The sequence below is a fragment of the Cellulomonas gelida genome, from assembly GCF_006538725.1.
GTDB lineage: Bacteria > Actinomycetota > Actinomycetes > Actinomycetales > Cellulomonadaceae > Cellulomonas > Cellulomonas gelida.
In genome coordinates, this window is the sequence record NZ_BJLQ01000003.1 from 242,179 (window position 1) to 258,527 (window position 16,349).

At 72.8% G+C, this 16,349-nt stretch carries 13 protein-coding genes and 1 tRNA gene; 7 read left to right on the plus strand and 7 right to left on the minus strand.

Annotation, left to right across the window (positions count from 1 at the left end; translation table 11 throughout):
* Positions 1–34 precede the first annotated feature (34 nt).
* The 3 genes from CGE01nite_RS02540 to CGE01nite_RS02550 are packed head-to-tail and all read right to left on the minus strand — an operon-like array spanning position 35 to position 3,188.
* Complete coding sequence (locus CGE01nite_RS02540) at positions 35–754, minus strand: glycosyltransferase family 2 protein (RefSeq protein ID WP_048342281.1); 720 nt, start codon at positions 752–754, stop codon at positions 35–37.
* Complete coding sequence (locus CGE01nite_RS02545; RefSeq protein WP_170210871.1) at positions 751–2,067, minus strand: bifunctional PIG-L family deacetylase/class I SAM-dependent methyltransferase; 1,317 nt, start codon at positions 2,065–2,067, stop codon at positions 751–753. The genes CGE01nite_RS02540 and CGE01nite_RS02545 overlap by 4 nt, the downstream gene beginning before the upstream one ends.
* A 35-nt stretch (positions 2,068–2,102) precedes the next feature.
* Complete coding sequence (locus tag CGE01nite_RS02550) at positions 2,103–3,188, minus strand: acyl-CoA dehydrogenase family protein (RefSeq protein ID WP_229747448.1); 1,086 nt, start codon at positions 3,186–3,188, stop codon at positions 2,103–2,105.
* 436 nt (positions 3,189–3,624) lie between these two features.
* On the opposite strand from CGE01nite_RS02550, the gene CGE01nite_RS02555 reads away from it, so the two are divergent.
* The gene (locus CGE01nite_RS02555; protein ID WP_141368775.1) at positions 3,625–4,221 is read left to right on the plus strand and encodes a hypothetical protein; all 597 of its coding nucleotides are present in this window, start codon (positions 3,625–3,627) and stop codon (positions 4,219–4,221) included.
* A gap of 49 nt (positions 4,222–4,270) precedes the next feature.
* Here CGE01nite_RS02555 and CGE01nite_RS02560 read toward each other — a convergent pair.
* Positions 4,271–4,344: transfer RNA gene (locus CGE01nite_RS02560), tRNA-Gly, on the minus strand.
* A 241-nt stretch (positions 4,345–4,585) separates the two neighbouring features.
* Between CGE01nite_RS02560 and tig the strand changes: the two genes are divergently transcribed.
* The 6 genes from tig to CGE01nite_RS02590 all read left to right on the plus strand — a co-directional run bounded on the left by tig (position 4,586) and on the right by CGE01nite_RS02590 (position 10,952).
* Positions 4,586–5,947 carry a trigger factor gene (gene tig / locus CGE01nite_RS02565; RefSeq protein ID WP_141368777.1) on the plus strand — a complete coding sequence of 454 codons (1,362 nt, stop codon included), beginning with the start codon at positions 4,586–4,588 and terminating at the stop codon, positions 5,945–5,947.
* Positions 5,948–6,185: 238 nt separating this feature from the next.
* Positions 6,186–6,800 carry an ATP-dependent Clp protease proteolytic subunit gene (locus CGE01nite_RS02570; RefSeq protein WP_048342246.1) on the plus strand — a complete coding sequence of 205 codons (615 nt, stop codon included), beginning with the start codon at positions 6,186–6,188 and terminating at the stop codon, positions 6,798–6,800.
* 56 nt (positions 6,801–6,856) lie between these two features.
* Complete coding sequence (locus CGE01nite_RS02575; RefSeq protein WP_048342247.1) at positions 6,857–7,564, plus strand: ATP-dependent Clp protease proteolytic subunit; 708 nt, start codon at positions 6,857–6,859, stop codon at positions 7,562–7,564.
* Between the two features lie 340 nt (positions 7,565–7,904).
* A complete protein-coding gene (clpX, locus tag CGE01nite_RS02580) occupies positions 7,905–9,170 on the plus strand; it encodes an ATP-dependent Clp protease ATP-binding subunit ClpX (protein ID WP_048342248.1) in 1,266 nt (421 codons plus the stop codon).
* Between the two features lie 45 nt (positions 9,171–9,215).
* Positions 9,216–9,551, plus strand: a complete 336-nt coding sequence (locus CGE01nite_RS02585) for a chorismate mutase (RefSeq protein WP_369796491.1) — start codon at positions 9,216–9,218, stop codon at positions 9,549–9,551.
* Positions 9,552–9,752: 201 nt separating this feature from the next.
* Complete coding sequence (locus tag CGE01nite_RS02590; RefSeq protein WP_141368779.1) at positions 9,753–10,952, plus strand: baeRF2 domain-containing protein; 1,200 nt, start codon at positions 9,753–9,755, stop codon at positions 10,950–10,952.
* A gap of 63 nt (positions 10,953–11,015) precedes the next feature.
* On the opposite strand, the gene CGE01nite_RS02595 is transcribed toward CGE01nite_RS02590, so the two are convergent.
* The 3 genes from CGE01nite_RS02595 to valS form a co-directional block, all read right to left on the minus strand.
* Complete coding sequence (locus CGE01nite_RS02595; protein ID WP_048342250.1) at positions 11,016–11,609, minus strand: PilZ domain-containing protein; 594 nt, start codon at positions 11,607–11,609, stop codon at positions 11,016–11,018.
* Positions 11,610–11,740: 131 nt separating this feature from the next.
* Positions 11,741–13,600, minus strand: coding sequence for an AMP-dependent synthetase/ligase (locus CGE01nite_RS02600; RefSeq protein ID WP_141368781.1), 1,860 nt, complete (start codon positions 13,598–13,600; stop codon positions 11,741–11,743).
* Between the two features lie 89 nt (positions 13,601–13,689).
* Positions 13,690–16,329 carry a valine--tRNA ligase gene (valS, locus tag CGE01nite_RS02605; RefSeq protein ID WP_141368783.1) on the minus strand — a complete coding sequence of 880 codons (2,640 nt, stop codon included), beginning with the start codon at positions 16,327–16,329 and terminating at the stop codon, positions 13,690–13,692.
* Positions 16,330–16,349: the final 20 nt, after the last annotated feature.

Here is a 16,349-nt window from a genome sequence, read left to right on the forward strand (position 1 = left end):
GTGGCACAGTCCTCCCGTCTGCATGTGACCCAGGTCACGCGTCGAGCGAGCGCAGCAAGGTGGTGCGCACATACCGCGCGTACCCGCCGGGCGTGCGCCCGACGGGGCGTCCGGACGTGAGCACGTCGGCGTCGTCGGACGCGACGACGCGCGCGTCGCCGCACGCACGGATGCGCGCCACGAGGTCGACGTCCTCGTGCTCGGGTTGCAGGCCGAACCCGCCCACCCGTTCGTAGGCGTCGGCCCGCACGCCAAGGTTCGCGCCGTGCACGTGTCCGTTGGGCCGGCCGGGCTCGCGGGTCGCGGACCACGCGCGCAGCTGGTCGGCGGACAGGTCGGCCGGGTCGGGGCGCACGGTCCCGACGACGACGTCGGCACCCTCGTCGGCGAGGTCGACCTGGCTGGTCAGCCAGTGCGCGGGCACCTTCGAGTCGGCGTCGGTGCACGCGATCCACGTGCGGTCCCGCGCCACGGACGAGCCCGCGAGCCCGCGTGCGACGGCCAGCGCTCGTGCGGCACCCACCGAGCGCGCGTCGATCGACCTGACGTCCACCGGGAACGTGCGTGCGACCGCCTCGGACCCGTCGCGGCACGAGTCGAGCACCACGACGACGCGCGCGTGCAGGCCTCTGACGCGTGCGAGCTCGTCGGCAGCGACCACCACGGACTGCAGGCACCGGCCCAGGAGCGCTTCCTCGTCGCGGACCGGGATCGCGACGACGACGTCGAGCACCGGGAGCGCGCCGCCGGTCACGCCAGGCCCGTCCGTCGCGCCACGGAGCGCGGGTCGCGGCTCCACACGTCGAGCAGGAAGTCCTCCTCGACGTGCCGGACCACCGTGGTCAGCCCGAGCTCCGCGGCCAGCGTGCGGTGCACGTCGTCGCCGCTCAGCGGGTACTGCGCCACCGGGTGACGCCAGTGGCACGCGACGAGGGTGCCGTCGGCGGTGAGTGCGTCGCGCAGCCGCCGGGCGGTCGTCGCGAGCTGGGGTCGGGTGAGGTAGTAGCCGACCTCCGAGAGCACGACGAGGTCGTACGGCCCGCCGGGCACGCCGTCGGCGAGGTCGTGCTGCAGGTACTGCACCGTGCCCAGGTGCGCGGTGCGCTCCTTCGCGGACGTCAGGGCCGAGGGTGCGACATCGGTCGCGACGAGCACGTCGCAGCGTGCCGCCAGGAGCTCGGTGAGCGTCCCGACCGAGCAGCCGATCTCCAGCGCCGCGCCGAACCGCTCCCGGGGCAGCGCGGCGAGCGTGGTCGCGCGCTTGCGGCTCTCGTACCACCGCGACGCGAGGTGCCACGGGTCTGGTCGTCGTGCGTAGCTGGCGTCGAAGAACGACGCACCGAGCGGCTGCGGCATCGGCGCGGAGGCGGTCACGAACACCTCGACGTCCCGGTCGAAGGTGCGCACGAAGTCCGGGTGCAGGACGGCGGCGTCGGCGGGATCGGGGGACAGCGGCCGGACCTGGGTGACGTGCCGCGCCACCGCCCGGCTCTTGAGCACCACGGACCGGTCGGCGAGCGGCAGCGCCCGCAGGCGCTCCCACGGCACCGCGGGGTCCTCGGGCGTGCCCCAGTGCCACATCCACAGCGGGTACTCGAGCAGCTCGGCACCCAGCTCGTCGGCGAGCTCGGCACAGATCTCCCCGACGACGCGGTGGTCCCGATGGCCGTCCCCGCGCCACGGGCCGACGACCAGCGCGGCCGGTTCACCCCGAGTCAGCACGTCGCGCACATCGGCCGCGACCGCCGCGCGGTGCTCGCGGGTCGCGCCGTCGGGGTAGTCGAGCAGCGTGACGGGCGAGCCGGGCGAGAGCACCGCGAGCGCGTCGGTGACCTCGGCGGCCCGCCGGACGGCGAGCTCGGCGGGGGTGAGGGTGGGGGAGCCCGGGTGCGACGCGGCCCCGTCGGTCACGACCACGACGTGCGCGGGACGCCCCGCGGCGGCGAGCTCGGCGAGCAGGCCACCGGCCCCGAGCGTCTCGTCGTCCGGGTGGGCGGCCACCACGACGACCCGCCCGCCGACGGGACGCGGCAGCGCGTGCAGGCCCCGCAGCCACGGGTCCCACACCTGCGGATCCGTCCCCGCGGCTCGTCCGTCGAACGTCACCACGGCTGACCGGGCAGGGCGATCACCGCGCGGCCGAGCGAGACGTCGTCGCGCTCGGCGTGCTGCTGACGGATGTAGACCTGCAGGTCTGCGACGCGCTTGGCGTAGGCCTCCTCCTGCGTGAGCGGGCCGGGGCCGAGCGCGTGGGCCGCCGAGCGCAGCACGTCCTCACAGGTCCGGGCGACCACCGCGCGCACCCGCTTGGCCAGGACCCGGCCCGCCTCACGCGCGTCCTCGTCCTCGGACCGGCGGCCGTGGTCCGTCCGGGCGCCCGAGGCGTCCACGGCACGCGCCGCCGCCGCGAGGCTCGTGCGCGCGCTCGCGAGGCGCTCGTCGATCGCCCCGACGTGCATCGCGAGCAGCGGGTCGTCGCCCCGCGTGCGCGCGTGCTGCAGGACGCGCCGCGCCACGCCGACCGCGCCGCCGTACCAGCATGCGGCGACGCCGATCGCGCCCCACCAGAACCCCGGCCGGTCCAGGTACCAGCTGCCGCTGCGGACGAGCGTGGCCGGGACGTCACGCAGCTCGAGCGGGCCGCTGGGGATCTCCCGCAGCCCGCGCGAGACCCACCCCTGACGCGAGGCCACGACCCCGGGCGCCGACAGGTCCGCCGCGAACAGTCCACGCTCGTCCCCGCCGCCGACCCGTGCGGTGACGAGCGCGCACCCGAGCCGGTCCGCGAGCGAGCACCACGGCTTGGTCCCGTCGAGCCGCCACGACCCGTCCGGTGCGCGACTCGCCTCGAGCCGCGTCCCGGTCATCTCCGCCGCGTACACGCCCCACGTCGCGGCTGTCGGCAGCGGGCGCTCGTCGTCGGGCGTGCCGGCCTGGCTCAGGATCGCCAGCGCGTCCAGGTGCGGCTCGACGGCGCGCGCGACGGCGACGTCGGCCGCAGCGCACGTCGCCAGCAGCTCCCACAGGCGCGTCGTGGCGCCGTTCCCGGGCAGGAGGTCCGTCGGCCAGGTCCGGACGTGCGCGAGCGCCTCGTCCACCGACCCCGGGACGGACGGCCACGCGTCAGGATCCGGGCTCGTGCCCAGCACGACGGGCCGGTTCTCGCTCAGGTCCGCTCGCACGGGCACGCCTCACCTCGCTCCGCGCGGGACCGGTGCGCGCCGAGCGGCTCCGTCCCGCGCACTCCTGCCGTTGCTGGACGAGTCGAGAGGATAGGCAGCCGAGCGGGCTCGCGCTCGCCGAGGAAGACGCGTGGGAGGGGTGCTCGCGGATCGCCGGCGCGGCAGGTCAGGAGTGTCGAATGCGCGAACGAGACCGCCGGCGCAGGCATCCCGGCACTGGCCGCGGACCCCGCGGCCGCCGAGGCGTCGCGGGCCCTCGTCCAGGCGAGCCGCATCCCCGCCGAGCAGGCCTGACCTCGGGTTCTTCGCCGCCCACCCGGCTCGGTGCGGCGCCCGTGGGCCGCGACCGACGCGCCCGTCGCCCGCGGCCGGCGCACCGCCGGACGGGTGACGCCCACCTGCCCCGCCCCCCAAGCGCGTCGCGGACCCTAGGGTCGTGCGCATGTGGGACGAGGAGCTGGTGGGTGACGTTCGTCGGTGGGTCGAGTCGGGCGACTTGGACGTCGCGTGCGAACGCCTCGCCGAGAAGCTCCGCGAGACCGGCGTCGACGGGTTCACCCGGGCTGCGCGCGGAGGGTTCACCAACTCGCCCGACGAGGTCCGGCGCTGGTTGCAGCGCTGCGCCGGGCTCCTGACGACCCTCGGCGGCGAGTACCCCGCCCTCTACACCGAGATGAACGGCTACACCCTCAACACGGATCACTGGTCGGCGGCCCTGGAGGCGTGGTCGGCGCCGATCGACGACTTCGAGGCCTTGGACGACGGCCCGGCTGACGTCCCGCTGCACTACCGCGAGGACCTGACCCTGCGCGGCTGGGCCTCCATGCAGGGGTCCTTCGAGCGCTATGTCGGCGAGCACGCGCCCCGGTCCGCCGACGTCGAGACCGCCACGAGCGTCGCGGAGCTGCTGGTCCACGTCGCATTCCTGCGCCTGGTCCGGGATGCGTGGCTGGCCGGTCCCATCGAGGGCATCTCGGTGCCGCTCGCGGTGACGACGCACGACTCCGAGCTCGGGATCGTTCTGCAGCCTGTGGAGTGACGCGTCGATCCCCGCGACCGGACGGCGGGGACCACGCGCGGTGGACGGATGGAGCGGACGACGGGAATCGAACCCGCGTAGCCAGTTTGGAAGACTGGGGCTCTACCATTGAGCTACGTCCGCACGGGCCGCGAAGGCGCGGCCGGCGACGTCAGGGTACCGGCTGGTGCACGGTGTCCCGAAACCGGTGGGTCCGCGCCGGGGGCGTCCCGGCGCCTCCCGGTGATTCGTCCGCGATCCCGGCCGTGGCGTACCATCGAGGGTCGCCCGTGCGCGCCGAGAGCCTCCTGAGCCCGACGCCGCGCAGCGCCTCGCACGCCGCCGGGAAACGGCGAACCATTCCGATCAGTTGGAGAGCATCGAAGTGAAGAGCGCCGTCGAGACCCTGGAGCCGACGAAGGTCAAGCTGACCGTCGAGGTGACGTACGACGAGCTCCGGCCGAGCATCGCGCACGCCTACGAGCACATCGCGGAGCAGGTGACGGTCCCCGGCTTCCGCAAGGGCAAGGTGCCGCCGCGCATCATCGACCAGCGCGTCGGTCGTCCGGCCGTCATCGAGCACGCGGTCAACGAGGGCCTGGGCAGCTTCTACGCCGAGGCGGTCCGCGAGAACAAGCTGCGCCCGCTGGGTCAGCCCGAGGTCGAGGTCACGAAGGTGCCCGGTCTCGTCGCCGGCGAGGAGGAGGGCGAGCTGCACTTCTCCGCCGAGGTCGAGATCCGTCCCGAGATCACGGTCCCCGCGCTGTCCGAGATCGCCCTCGAGGTCGACGGCGTCGAGGTCACGGACGAGGACCTCGAGGGTCGCCTGGACGCGCTGCGCGAGCGGTTCGGCACGCTCGTGGGCATCGACGCCCCGGCCGCGGCCGGCAACTTCGTCGTGATCGACCTCGTCGCGAAGATCGGCGACGAGGAGGTCGACTCGGTCTCCGGCGTCAGCTACCAGATCGGCTCGGGCAACATGCTCGAGGGCCTCGACGAGGCGCTCACGGGCCTGTCGGCCGGCGAGACCACCACGTTCGAGACCGAGCTGGCCGGCGGCGAGCACGCGGGCGAGAAGGCGCTGGTCACGGTCAACGCGACCACCGTCAAGGAGCGCCAGCTGCCCGACGCGGACGACGACTTCGCGCAGCTCGCCTCGGAGTTCGACACGCTCGACGAGCTCAAGGAGGACCTGCGCGAGCAGGCCGCCCGCACCAAGGTCTCGAACCAGGCCGTCCAGGCCCGCGACCTGCTCGTCGAGAAGCTCGTCGCGGCCACCGAGATCCCCGTGCCGTCGGGCGTCGTCGAGGCCGAGGTGCACCGCCACCTCGAGTCCGAAGGCCGCCTCGAGGACGACGAGCACCGCGCCGAGGTGACGGAGCAGGCGCAGACCGCGCTGCGCAACCAGATCCTGCTCGACACGCTCGCCGAGCAGCTCGAGGTCAAGGTCTCGCAGCAGGAGCTCGTCGAGTACCTCGTGCAGGCCTCGCGCCAGTACGGCATGGACCCGAACACGTTCATCAAGACGCTCGACGAAGGTGGTCAGATCCCGGCGATGGTCGCCGAGGTCGCGCGCTCGAAGTCGATCGCCGTCGCGCTGCGCCAGGTCAAGGTCACCGACCCGTCGGGTACGGCCGTCGACCTGTCGGACTTCATCGGCACCGACGCGGACGACGCGGCCGACTCGCAGGACGACGCGGCCGCGGCCGCGGCTGTCGCCGACGCGGCGGTCGACGCCACGGCCTGACCGGCACACGGCCTGATCGGCTCAGCCGCTCGCGCCACCAGCACGTCGCAGGGCCCCGCCACCGGCTTCCGGTGTCCGGGGCCCTCGTCGTCGTCGGGGTCCGGCACGGGGCCCGGAGGCCAGGGTGACCCCTGGACTGCGCCGTCAGCGAAAACGGGCCCTGCGCGGGCCTGAGGAGGGCGGCGCGCGCGTTAGTGTCACAGCGACGCAAGGACCCCGCTCAGATCAAGGAGCCTTCGTGAACGACTTCCCGGCCATCGCCCGGGCCGACTCCCCGGGACTCGGCCTGAACGACCACATCTACAACCGGCTGCTGCGCGAGCGGATCATCTGGCTCGGCTCCGAGGTGCGCGACGAGAACGCGAACGCGATCTGCGCGCAGATGATGCTGCTCGCGGCGGAGGACCCCGACAAGGACATCTGGCTGTACATCAACTCGCCCGGTGGCTCGATCACGGCGGGCATGGCGATCTACGACACCATGCAGTACATCAAGCCGGACGTCGCGACGATCGCGATGGGCATGGCGGCCTCGATGGGGCAGTTCCTGCTCTCGTCGGGGGCCAAGGGCAAGCGCTACGCGACGCCCCACGCCCGCGTGATGATGCACCAGCCCTCGGGCGGCATCGGCGGCACCGCCACGGATGTGCGCATCAACGCGCAGCTGATCCTGCACATGAAGAACGTGCTCGCCGAGCTGACCGCCGCGCAGACGGGCAAGTCGCTCGAGCAGATCAACTCCGACGCGGACCGCGACCGCTGGTTCACCGCACCCGAGGCCCTCGAGTACGGCTTCATCGACCACGTCGTCGAGGCTGCGAGCTCGGTGACGGGCCGCGGCGGCACCGCCTGAGCTTGTTGAGCTGCGCCGGCGACGGCGTGTCGACCTTCTGACCTCGAGGAGAACCTGTGAGCACCGAGTCCCAGTTCATCGCCCGCGCGGGCGCGCTGGCGGGCGGCTTCGGTCGTCCGGCCGTGGCCGCGCCCTCCGCCCGTTACGTGCTGCCGCAGTTCGAGGAGCGCACGGCCTACGGCTTCAAGCGCCAGGACCCGTACACCAAGCTGTTCGAGGACCGCATCATCTTCCTCGGCGTGCAGGTGGACGACGCCTCGGCCGACGACGTCATGGCCCAGCTCCTGGTGCTCGAGAGCACCGACCCGGACCGCGACATCACGCTGTACATCAACTCGCCCGGGGGCTCGTTCACGGCGCTCACGGCGATCTACGACACGATGCAGTACATCAAGCCGCACATCGCCACGGTCTGCCTCGGGCAGGCTGCGTCGGCCGCGGCCGTGCTGCTCGCCGCGGGGACGCCGGGCAAGCGCCTGGCACTGCCGAACGCGCGCGTCCTGATCCACCAGCCCGCGATGGAGGGTGGCGGCTACGCGCAGGCGTCCGACATCGAGATCCACGCGAACGAGCTCATCCGCATGCGGGAGTGGCTCGAGGAGACCATCGCGCACCACACGGGGCGTGACCTCGAGCTTGTGCGCCAGGACATCGAGCGCGACAAGATCCTCACCGCGAAGCAGGCGCTCGAGTACGGCCTCGTCGACCAGGTGCTCGCGAGCCGCAAGGGCGTGCGCCCGACGGTGGTCGAGCCCACCGCCTGACCGGGCACCGCGACGGGCGCGCGAGGACTGTCGTCCTCGAGCGCCCGTCGTCGTCCGACGGGGCTCAGAAGGGGCAGCGGCGGACCCGCAAAGCCGACCGTTAGCCCAGGCCCGGGCAACCGAAACGTTTCGGGCGGGCGAATTGGCCCGGACGAGGCAGGACACGCCGCGACACGGGGCGGGGTACGCCTGACACGGGGCGCGGCGTAGTGTCCAATGGAGGACCGGCGTCGAGGCGCCGGGTCGGCCGGGACGTCCCGGCCGGACGCAGGATCAAGCGCAGTTTCCAGGCAAGGACGCAGGCCGCTCACGGCGGCGGGGCGCGAGGAAGGGACGAGACGTGGCTCGGATCGGAGACGGCGCCGACCTGCTCAAGTGCTCTTTCTGCGGCAAGTCCCAGAAGCAGGTCAAGAAGCTCATCGCCGGGCCCGGCGTCTACATCTGCGACGAGTGCATCGAGCTGTGCAACGAGATCATCGAGGAGGAGCTCGCCGAGGCCAACGAGACCGGCCTGGTGGAGCTGCCGAAGCCCCGCGAGATCTTCGACTTCCTCGAGCAGTACATCATCGGCCAGGACTCCGCCAAGAAGGCCCTGTCCGTCGCGGTCTACAACCACTACAAGCGGATCCAGGCCGGCGAGGGCGTGCGCAACGCCGACGACCAGGTCGAGATCGCCAAGTCCAACATCCTGCTGGTCGGGCCCACGGGGACCGGCAAGACGTACCTCGCCCAGACGCTCGCGCGCATGCTCAACGTGCCGTTCGCGATCGCCGACGCCACCGCGCTGACGGAGGCCGGCTACGTCGGTGAGGACGTCGAGAACATCCTGCTCAAGCTCATCCAGGCTGCGGACTACGACGTCAAGAAGGCCGAGCAGGGCATCATCTACATCGACGAGATCGACAAGATCGCGCGCAAGAGCGAGAACCCGTCGATCACGCGCGACGTCTCCGGCGAGGGTGTGCAGCAGGCGCTGCTGAAGATCATCGAGGGCACCACGGCCTCGGTCCCGCCCCAGGGCGGGCGCAAGCACCCGCACCAGGAGTTCATCCAGATCGACACCGGGAACGTGCTGTTCATCGTCGCGGGTGCGTTCGCGGGCCTCGACGACATCATCGCGGCGCGTGCGCGCAAGCGCGTGGTCGGGTTCGGCGCCCCCCTGGTGGACGCGCACGAGGAGGGCGACCTGTTCTCCGAGGTCCGTCCCGAGGACCTGCAGAAGTACGGGCTCATCCCGGAGTTCATCGGGCGTCTGCCCGTGGTCGCCGCCGTGGGACGCCTGGACCAGGACGCTCTGGTGCGCATCCTGACGGAGCCGCGCAACGCGCTCGTCAAGCAGTACCAGCGGATGTTCGAGATCGACGGGGTCGAGCTCGACTTCGACGACGGCGCCGTGGCCGCGATCGCCGACCAGGCGCTCCTGCGCGGAACCGGCGCGCGCGGGCTGCGGGCCATCATGGAAGAGGTCCTGCAGCAGGTGATGTTCGAGGTGCCCAGTCGCGACGACGTGGCGCGCGTGCTCATCACGCGCGAGGTGGTGCTCGAGAACGTCAACCCCACGCTCGTGCCGCGGGAGAAGCGTCCGCCGCGCGAGAAGAGCGCCTGACGCGCTCGTCGGCGACCTAGGATCGCGTCCGTGACCGACCAGGACGTGCCCCACCCGCCGGTGCCCGCGACGCAGGAGCCCGCAGGCATCCCGCCCGAGCTGGCGCGCCTGCGGCACAGCATCGACAACATCGACGCCGCGCTCGTCTACCTGCTCGCCGAGCGGTTCAAGGCGACCAAGCAGGTCGGCGTCCTCAAGGCCCAGCGGGGCCTGCCGCCCTCGGACCCGGGCCGCGAGGAACGGCAGGTCAACCGCCTGCGCGAGCTCGCGCACCAGGCCGATCTCGACCCGGTCTTCGCCGAGAAGTTCCTGGAGTTCATCGTGGCCGAGGTCATCCGCCACCACGAGGCGCTCGCGCAGGACCACGGCACCGAGGCCTGACCGCAGCGCGCGACGCTCGCGGCGTCGGGAGCAGCGGCGTCGGGAGCAGCGGTGTCGGGTGCCCGCCTGGGGTGGCGTGGCACGCGTTCGTGCGGTTGGTTAGGAATGGTCAAGCGAGGCTCGGGCGGCGCGGCGGATCGCGCGCGTCTCCCGGGCACGCCCGCCGCAAGGTCCACGTCGTGGACCGGGGGAGGTTGCCGCATGGACCTGCACTGGCTCAAGCCGCTGCTCGGCCGCACGTCGCCGTTCACCACCGTGTTCCTCGACGCGACGAGAGCCGAGTCGGCGGGGGAGTCGGAGGCGGCGGACCGGTGGCGGGCAGCGCGGCGCACGCTCGAGCGTGACGGTGCGTCCACGTCCGTGCTCGACGAGATCGAGGACCTCGTCACCGTGCCCACAGGGGTGCGTGGTCCGCACGGGCGGGTCGTGGTTGCGGATGTCGACGGTGTCGTCGTCGACCGCGTCGTCTCCGAGCCGCCGGCGCAGACCGTCGCCGTCTACGGACCCGTCCCCGACCTGGTGGCCGCGGTGCGGGCCGCCGACGAGGCGGTCGACCTGCTCGTCGTCGCGATCGACCGCTCGGGCGCCGACCTGACCTGGAAGTCCGCGGGTGGGGCACGCGCGGCGTCGACGCCCGACGAGCCGGCGCGGGAGAGCGTCGAGGGTGGGCACGACGACGTGCACAAGACCCGCGAGGGCGGGCTGTCGCGCCGCAGCCAGACGCGTGCCGAGGACTCCTGGGAGCGCAACGCCGAGGCGGTCGCCGCGTACCTCGACAAGAGGGTCGCCGAACGGGCGCCCGAGCTCGTCGTCCTCACGGGCGACGTGCGGGCGGTCGCGCTGGTGTGCGAGAAGACGGGCCAGCACGTGCGCGAGGTCGCCGTGGAGGTCACCGGCGGCAGCCGCGGTGAGGGCGCGAAGGCCGAGGCGTTCGCGGCGCGCGTGCGGGCCGCGGTCGACACGTTCCGCGAGCAGCGCCGGCAGCGGGTCCTCGACCGGTTCGGTCAGTCGCTCGGGCGGGGCGACGGCGCGGTGACGTCGCTCGACGACGTGGTCGAGGTCCTGCGCCGGGGTCAGGTCGCCGAGCTGGTCCTGGCGGACAGCGCGCTGGCGAGCCTGCAGGAGCGCGAGGTGCTGGTCGGTGGGCAGCCGCTCGAGCTCGCCACGAACCAGGGCGACCTCGACACGCTCGGCGTCTCCGAGGGTCGGCGCTTCCCTGCGTCCGTCGCACTCGTCCGCGCCGCGCTCGGCCAGGACGCGGGGGTGACGTTCACCGGGGACGCGACCACCGAGCTCGTCGACGGCGTCGGCGCGCTGCTGCGGTGGTCCGACGAGTCGACGCCGAGCGAGCAGCTGCTCACGCAGTCGGCGGACGCGAAGCGGGTGCGCACGATCGTCTGACCGGGTGGCGACAGGGGTCGCCGGGTTGTGCACGTAGGCCGGTGCCGGTGCCAGCCGGTGCCGTCACCGGTCCGCGCGTGCCCGTGCCTCTTCGCGCTGGAGGCGCAGCACGAGGCGGAACAGCGCCTCGCGGGTGGGCTCGCTGAGGTCGAGGAGGTCGCATCCGTAGCGCCAGCCCCAGGTGGCCTCCTCGATGCGCAGCACGCGTGCGCGCAGGTCGACGGACCCCGCGTCGACCGGCAGCGAGAGACGCACGACGTCGCCGTGGTCGAGCGCGGTGGGGCTCGCGAACCGGATGCCGGACGCGCTGACGTCGACGACCGAGAGCCGGATCGCCTCGTTCGTCGGGACGCGCTCGAGGACCCCGATGCAGGCGGCCGAGTACGACGCGCGTGCGCACGAGCGGCGCTGGTTCTGCGCGACGAGCTCCTGCACGACCACGCTGACGTGCTCGTCGGACACCCCGCCGATCAGACCGGTGTACCGGCACTCACCCTTGACCGGGTCGAGGACGACCGCGTGCACGACGTCGCCGATGTGCTGGTTCTCGAGAGGGGCCTGCACGCGCGCGACGAGCACGCCGGTCTCGTACTTCTCGACGAACCCGATCGTCGAGCCGTGCTTCGCCCCGACGTGGCAGACCGCCAGCTCGTGCATCGGTGCACCTCACCCCGTCATGTCGGCGCCGCCCCCGAAACTGGTCGGCTGTCCATGTTGTACACCATGGTCGGGCAGACCTCTGACAAGGGACCTGCGACCTGGAGCGACGGCGCGTCGGTGGCGGCGGCCTACTCCTTTCGGGTGCCCGCCGGACGGATGTCGACGTACAGCTCGTCGATCACGTCGGCGAAGTCCTTGAGGACGAGCGCGCGCTTGACCTTCAGCGACGGCGTCAGGTATCCGTTCCCCTCGGTGAGGTCGGTGGGCAGCACGGTGATCTTGCGGATCGACTCGGCACGCGACACCGCCTCGTTGGCGCGCGCCACGGCGCGGTCGAGGGCCTCGAGGACCGCCTCGTGGGTGCTGGCAGCCTCGACGTCCATCTGCGGCAGACCGTGGTTGGACAGCCAGCCCGGCAGCATCTCCGGGTCGAGCGTCACGAGCGCGCCGATGAACGGCCGCTGGTCGCCCACCACGACGACCTGGCTCACGAGCGGGTGCCCGCGCAGGCGGTCCTCGAGGACCGCGGGTGCGACGTTCTTGCCGCCCGCGGTGACGATGATCTCCTTCGAGCGACCCGTGATGCGCAGGTAGCCGTCCTCGTCGAGCGTCCCGAGGTCACCCGTGCGGAACCAGCCGTCGACGAGCGCGGCCTTCGTCGCCTCCTCGTCGTGCCGGTAGCCGCGGAACACGTGCGGACCCGCGACCCAGATCTCGCCCGTGTCGTCGACGCGCAGGCGGGTGCCGTGGAACGCCGGCCCGACGGTCCCGACCTTGATGAGACCGGGCTGGTTGACGGCGGTCGGCGCGGTCGTCTCGGTGAGGCCGTAGCCCTCCAGCACGCGCACGCCGATGCCGCGGTAGAAGTGCCCCAGGCGCTCGCCGAGGGGGGCGCCGCCCGAGATCGCGTACTCGGCGCGCCCGCCCAGCGCCGCGCGCAGCTTGGTGTGCACGAGCCGGCCCGCGAGCCGGTGCTGGCTGCGCAGCGCGGCGCTCGGGCCCTGCGGCGTGTCGAGCGCGCGCGAGTAGGTGATCGCGACCTTCGCCGCCCACCGGAAGACCCGCAGCGACAGGCCACCGCCGGCCTTCTGCTCCGCCGAGTTGTAGACCTTCTCGAACACGCGGGGGACGGCCAGGATGAACGTGGGCTGGAACGCGGCCAGGTCGGGCAGCAGGTTGCGGGTGTCCGGCGTGTGCCCCAGCACCGCACCCGACGGTACGCACAGCACCTGGATGAAGCGCGCGAACACGTGCGCGAGCGGCATGAACAGCAGGGTGCGCGAGTGCGGCCTCGCGCAGACGTCGGTGAGTCCCTCGACGCCCAGCAGCGTGAGCGAGACGAAGTTGCCGTGCGTGAGCTCGACGCCCTTGGGCCGGCCGGTCGTGCCGGACGTGTAGATGATCGTCGCGAGGTCGTCCGGGCCGGTCAGGGCGCTGCGGCGGGCGATCTCGCCGTCGGCCACGTCGGCGCCGGCGGTGACGAGGGCGTCGAGACCGCCCGAGTCGATCACCAGCACGTCGGTCAGGCCGGGGAGGTCGTCGCGGACCTGGGCGACCACCGCGGCGTGCGCCTCGGTCTCGACGACGACCAGCCGTGCCCCCGCATCGGCGCAGATCCACCGCACCTGCTCGGCGGACGAGGTCTCGTAGACCGGCACCCCGACCGCGCCCGCGGCCCAGATCGCGAAGTCGAGCAGCGTCCACTCGTACCGCGTGCGCGACATGATCCCGACGCGGTCGCCGGGCTGGATGCCGCGCGCGACGAGCCCCTTGGCGACCGCGGTCACCTCGGCCGCGAAGGCGCGGACCGTCACCGGGGTCCACGGTGCGCCGGGGCCGGCCGACCGCTCGATCATCGTGCCGTCGCCGTCACGCTCGAGACGACGCGCGAGCAGGCCCGGGATGGACCGCGGGGCGTCGGCGGGAACAGGGGCGACGTCGTCCGGGTGCGAGGCGGGCCTCGAGGTCGGGTCAGGGTCTGCGGGCATGGCGGTCTCTCCGTTCGGCACGCACGCGACCCTACCGCTCGGTAACCGACCGGGAGCGGGCCGGACGGCCGCTCCCGGTCGGCCCCGTGTCAGGAACCGCGCTTGACCGACTCGCCGAGCTCGGCGTCACGCGCGACCGCCTGCTCGACGTCCGCGCCCACGACCTCGAGGGTCCCCGTGGCGCGGCCGGCGGCCCGCACGTCGTCGAGCGCGAGCTCGACGGACGCGAGCTGCGCGGACGGCACCTCGAGGCGCGCGGCGAGGATCTCGGTGCGCATCGAGACCTTGGCCTCGGACTTGACCTTGCGCAGCGCGGCGAGCGCCGCGCCCGCGGCGGTGACCGTGGCGAACGAGGCCTCGCCCGAGGCGGTGCGCAGCGGAGCCGACGTCGGCCACGCGGCGCGGTGCACCGAGCCCTCGCGCCACCACGACCAGACCTCCTCGGTCGCGAACGGCAGGACCGGCGCGAGCAGGCGCAGGAGCACGTCGAGCGCGAGGCACAGCGCGGTGCGGGCGCTCTGCGCACCCGCGCCCTCGCCGTACGCGCGATCCTTGACGAGCTCGAGGTAGTCGTCGCAGAACGTCCAGAAGAACGTCTCGGTGAGCTCGAGCGCACGCGTGTGGTCGTACGCCTCGAGCGCGGCTGTGGCCTGCTCGACGACGTCGGCCAGGCCCGCGAGCATCGCCTGGTCGAGCGCGACGGTCACGAGCGCGGGGTCGAGCGACGGGGCCTCGTCGGCCGAGCCGAACGACAGCGCGAACTTCGAGGCGTTGAGCACCTTGATCGCGAGACGGCGGCCGATCTTCATCTGGCCGACCTCGAACGCCGCGTCCGTGCCGAGCCGCGCCGAGGCCGCCCAGTAGCGCACCGCGTCCGAGCCGTGCTCCTCGAGCAGGCCCATCGGCGTGACGACGTTGCCCTTGGACTTCGACATCTTCTTGCGGTCGGGGTCCAGGATCCAGCCGCTGATGGCCGCGTCGGACCACGGCAGCGAGCCGTGCTCGAGGTGCGCGCGCACGACCGTCGAGAACAGCCACGTGCGGATGATGTCCTGGCCCTGCGGGCGCAGGTCCATGGGGAACACGCGCTCGAACAGGTCCGGGTCGGAACGCCAGCCGCCCGCGATCTGCGGGGTCAGGGACGAGGTCGCCCACGTGTCCATGATGTCCGGGTCGCCGACGAACCCTCCGGGCACGCCGCGCTGATCGGCCGTGTAGCCCTCGGGGACGTCCGACGAGGGGTCGATCGGGAGCTGGTCCTCGCGCGGGCGCAGCGGCTCGTCGTAGAGGGGCTGGCCGTCGGCGTCGAGCGCGTACCAGACGGGCAGCGGCACGCCGAAGAAGCGCTGGCGGCTGATGAGCCAGTCGCCGTTCAGGCCGCCGACCCAGTTCTCGTACCGGACCTGCATGAACTCCGGGTGGAAGTCGATCTCGGCGCCGCGCGCGAGCAGCGCCGTGCGCAGCTCCTCGTCGCGACCGCCGTTGCGGATGTACCACTGGCGGCTCGTGACGATCTCGAGGGGCTTGTCGCCCTTCTCGTAGAAGTTCGCCTTGCGCTGCGTGGGCGTGGGCTCTCCGTCGAGGTCGCCGGTCTCGCGCAGGCCGGCGACGACCGCCTCGCGCGCCGAGAAGGTTGTCTTGCCCGTGAGCCCCGCGAAGCGCTCGCGGCCCTCGGGCGACGTGATCCACTCGGGCGTCTCGCGCAGCAGCCGACCGTCGCGCTGGACCACCGAGCGCGTCGGGAGCTGCAGCTCGCGCCACCACTGCACGTCGGTGAGGTCACCGAACGTGCAGCACATCGCGATGCCCGCGCCCTTGTCCGGCTCGGCCGCGGGGTGCGCGAGGACCGGCACCTCGACGCCGAACAGCGGCGTGGTGACCGTGGTGCCGAACAGGTGCTGGTAGCGCTCGTCGTCGGGGTGGGCGATGAGCGCGACGCACGCCGGGAGCAGCTCGGGCCGCGTCGTCTCGATGTGGACCGGGCCGTCGGCGCCGTGGAACGCGACGCGGTGGAACGCGCCCGGGTAGTCGCGTGCCTCGAGCTCGGCCTGCGCGACGGCCGTCTGGAACGTCACGTCCCACAGCCCGGGGGCCTCGGCCTGGTACGCCTCGCCGCGCTCGAGGTTGCGCAGGAACGCCTGCTGCGCCACGGCTCGCGACTCGGCGGAGATCGTCTGGTAGGTCATCGACCAGTCGACGGACAGGCCGAGCCGGCGCCACAGCGCCTCGAACTGCCGCTCGTCCTCGACCGTGAGCCGCTCGCACAGCTCCACGAAGTTGCGGCGGCTCACCGGGACCTGGTCGGCGGCCTTGATCGTCTTGCCATCGGTGCCCTCGTGCGGCGGGGTGAAGTCCGGGTCGTAGGGCAGCGAAGGGTCGCAGCGCACGCCGTAGTAGTTCTGGACGCGGCGCTCGGTGGGCAGGCCGTTGTCGTCCCAGCCCATCGGGTAGAAGACCTCGGCGCCGCGCATGCGGCGGTAGCGCGCGACGACGTCGGTGTGCGTGTAGGAGAAGACGTGCCCCACGTGCAGCGAGCCCGAGACGGTGGGCGGCGGCGTGTCGATCGAGTAGACCTGCGCGCGGGACTTCGAGCGGTCGAACGTGTACGTCCCCAGCTCGGCCCAGCGAGCCGACCAGGACTCCTCGAGCCCTTCGAGGCCGACCTTGTCCGGTACGCGGCGGCCGGCGGAGGTCGTCGGGGCGTCGGTCCGGGGGGTCAGGTCGCTCATGACCGCCCATCTTCCCAGAC

Excerpts from the sequence above, each read along its gene's own strand:
- CGE01nite_RS02595 (WP_048342250.1), bottom strand. The coding sequence starts at position 11,609 with ATGCACGAGCTGGCGGTCTGCCACGTCGGGGCGAAGCACGGCTCGACG.
- CGE01nite_RS02555 (WP_141368775.1), top strand. The coding sequence starts at position 3,625 with ATGTGGGACGAGGAGCTGGTGGGTGACGTTCGTCGGTGGGTCGAGTCG.
- CGE01nite_RS02590 (WP_141368779.1), top strand. The coding sequence starts at position 9,753 with ATGGACCTGCACTGGCTCAAGCCGCTGCTCGGCCGCACGTCGCCGTTC.
- CGE01nite_RS02600 (WP_141368781.1), bottom strand. The coding sequence starts at position 13,600 with ATGCCCGCAGACCCTGACCCGACCTCGAGGCCCGCCTCGCACCCGGAC.
- valS (WP_141368783.1), bottom strand. The coding sequence starts at position 16,329 with ATGAGCGACCTGACCCCCCGGACCGACGCCCCGACGACCTCCGCCGGC.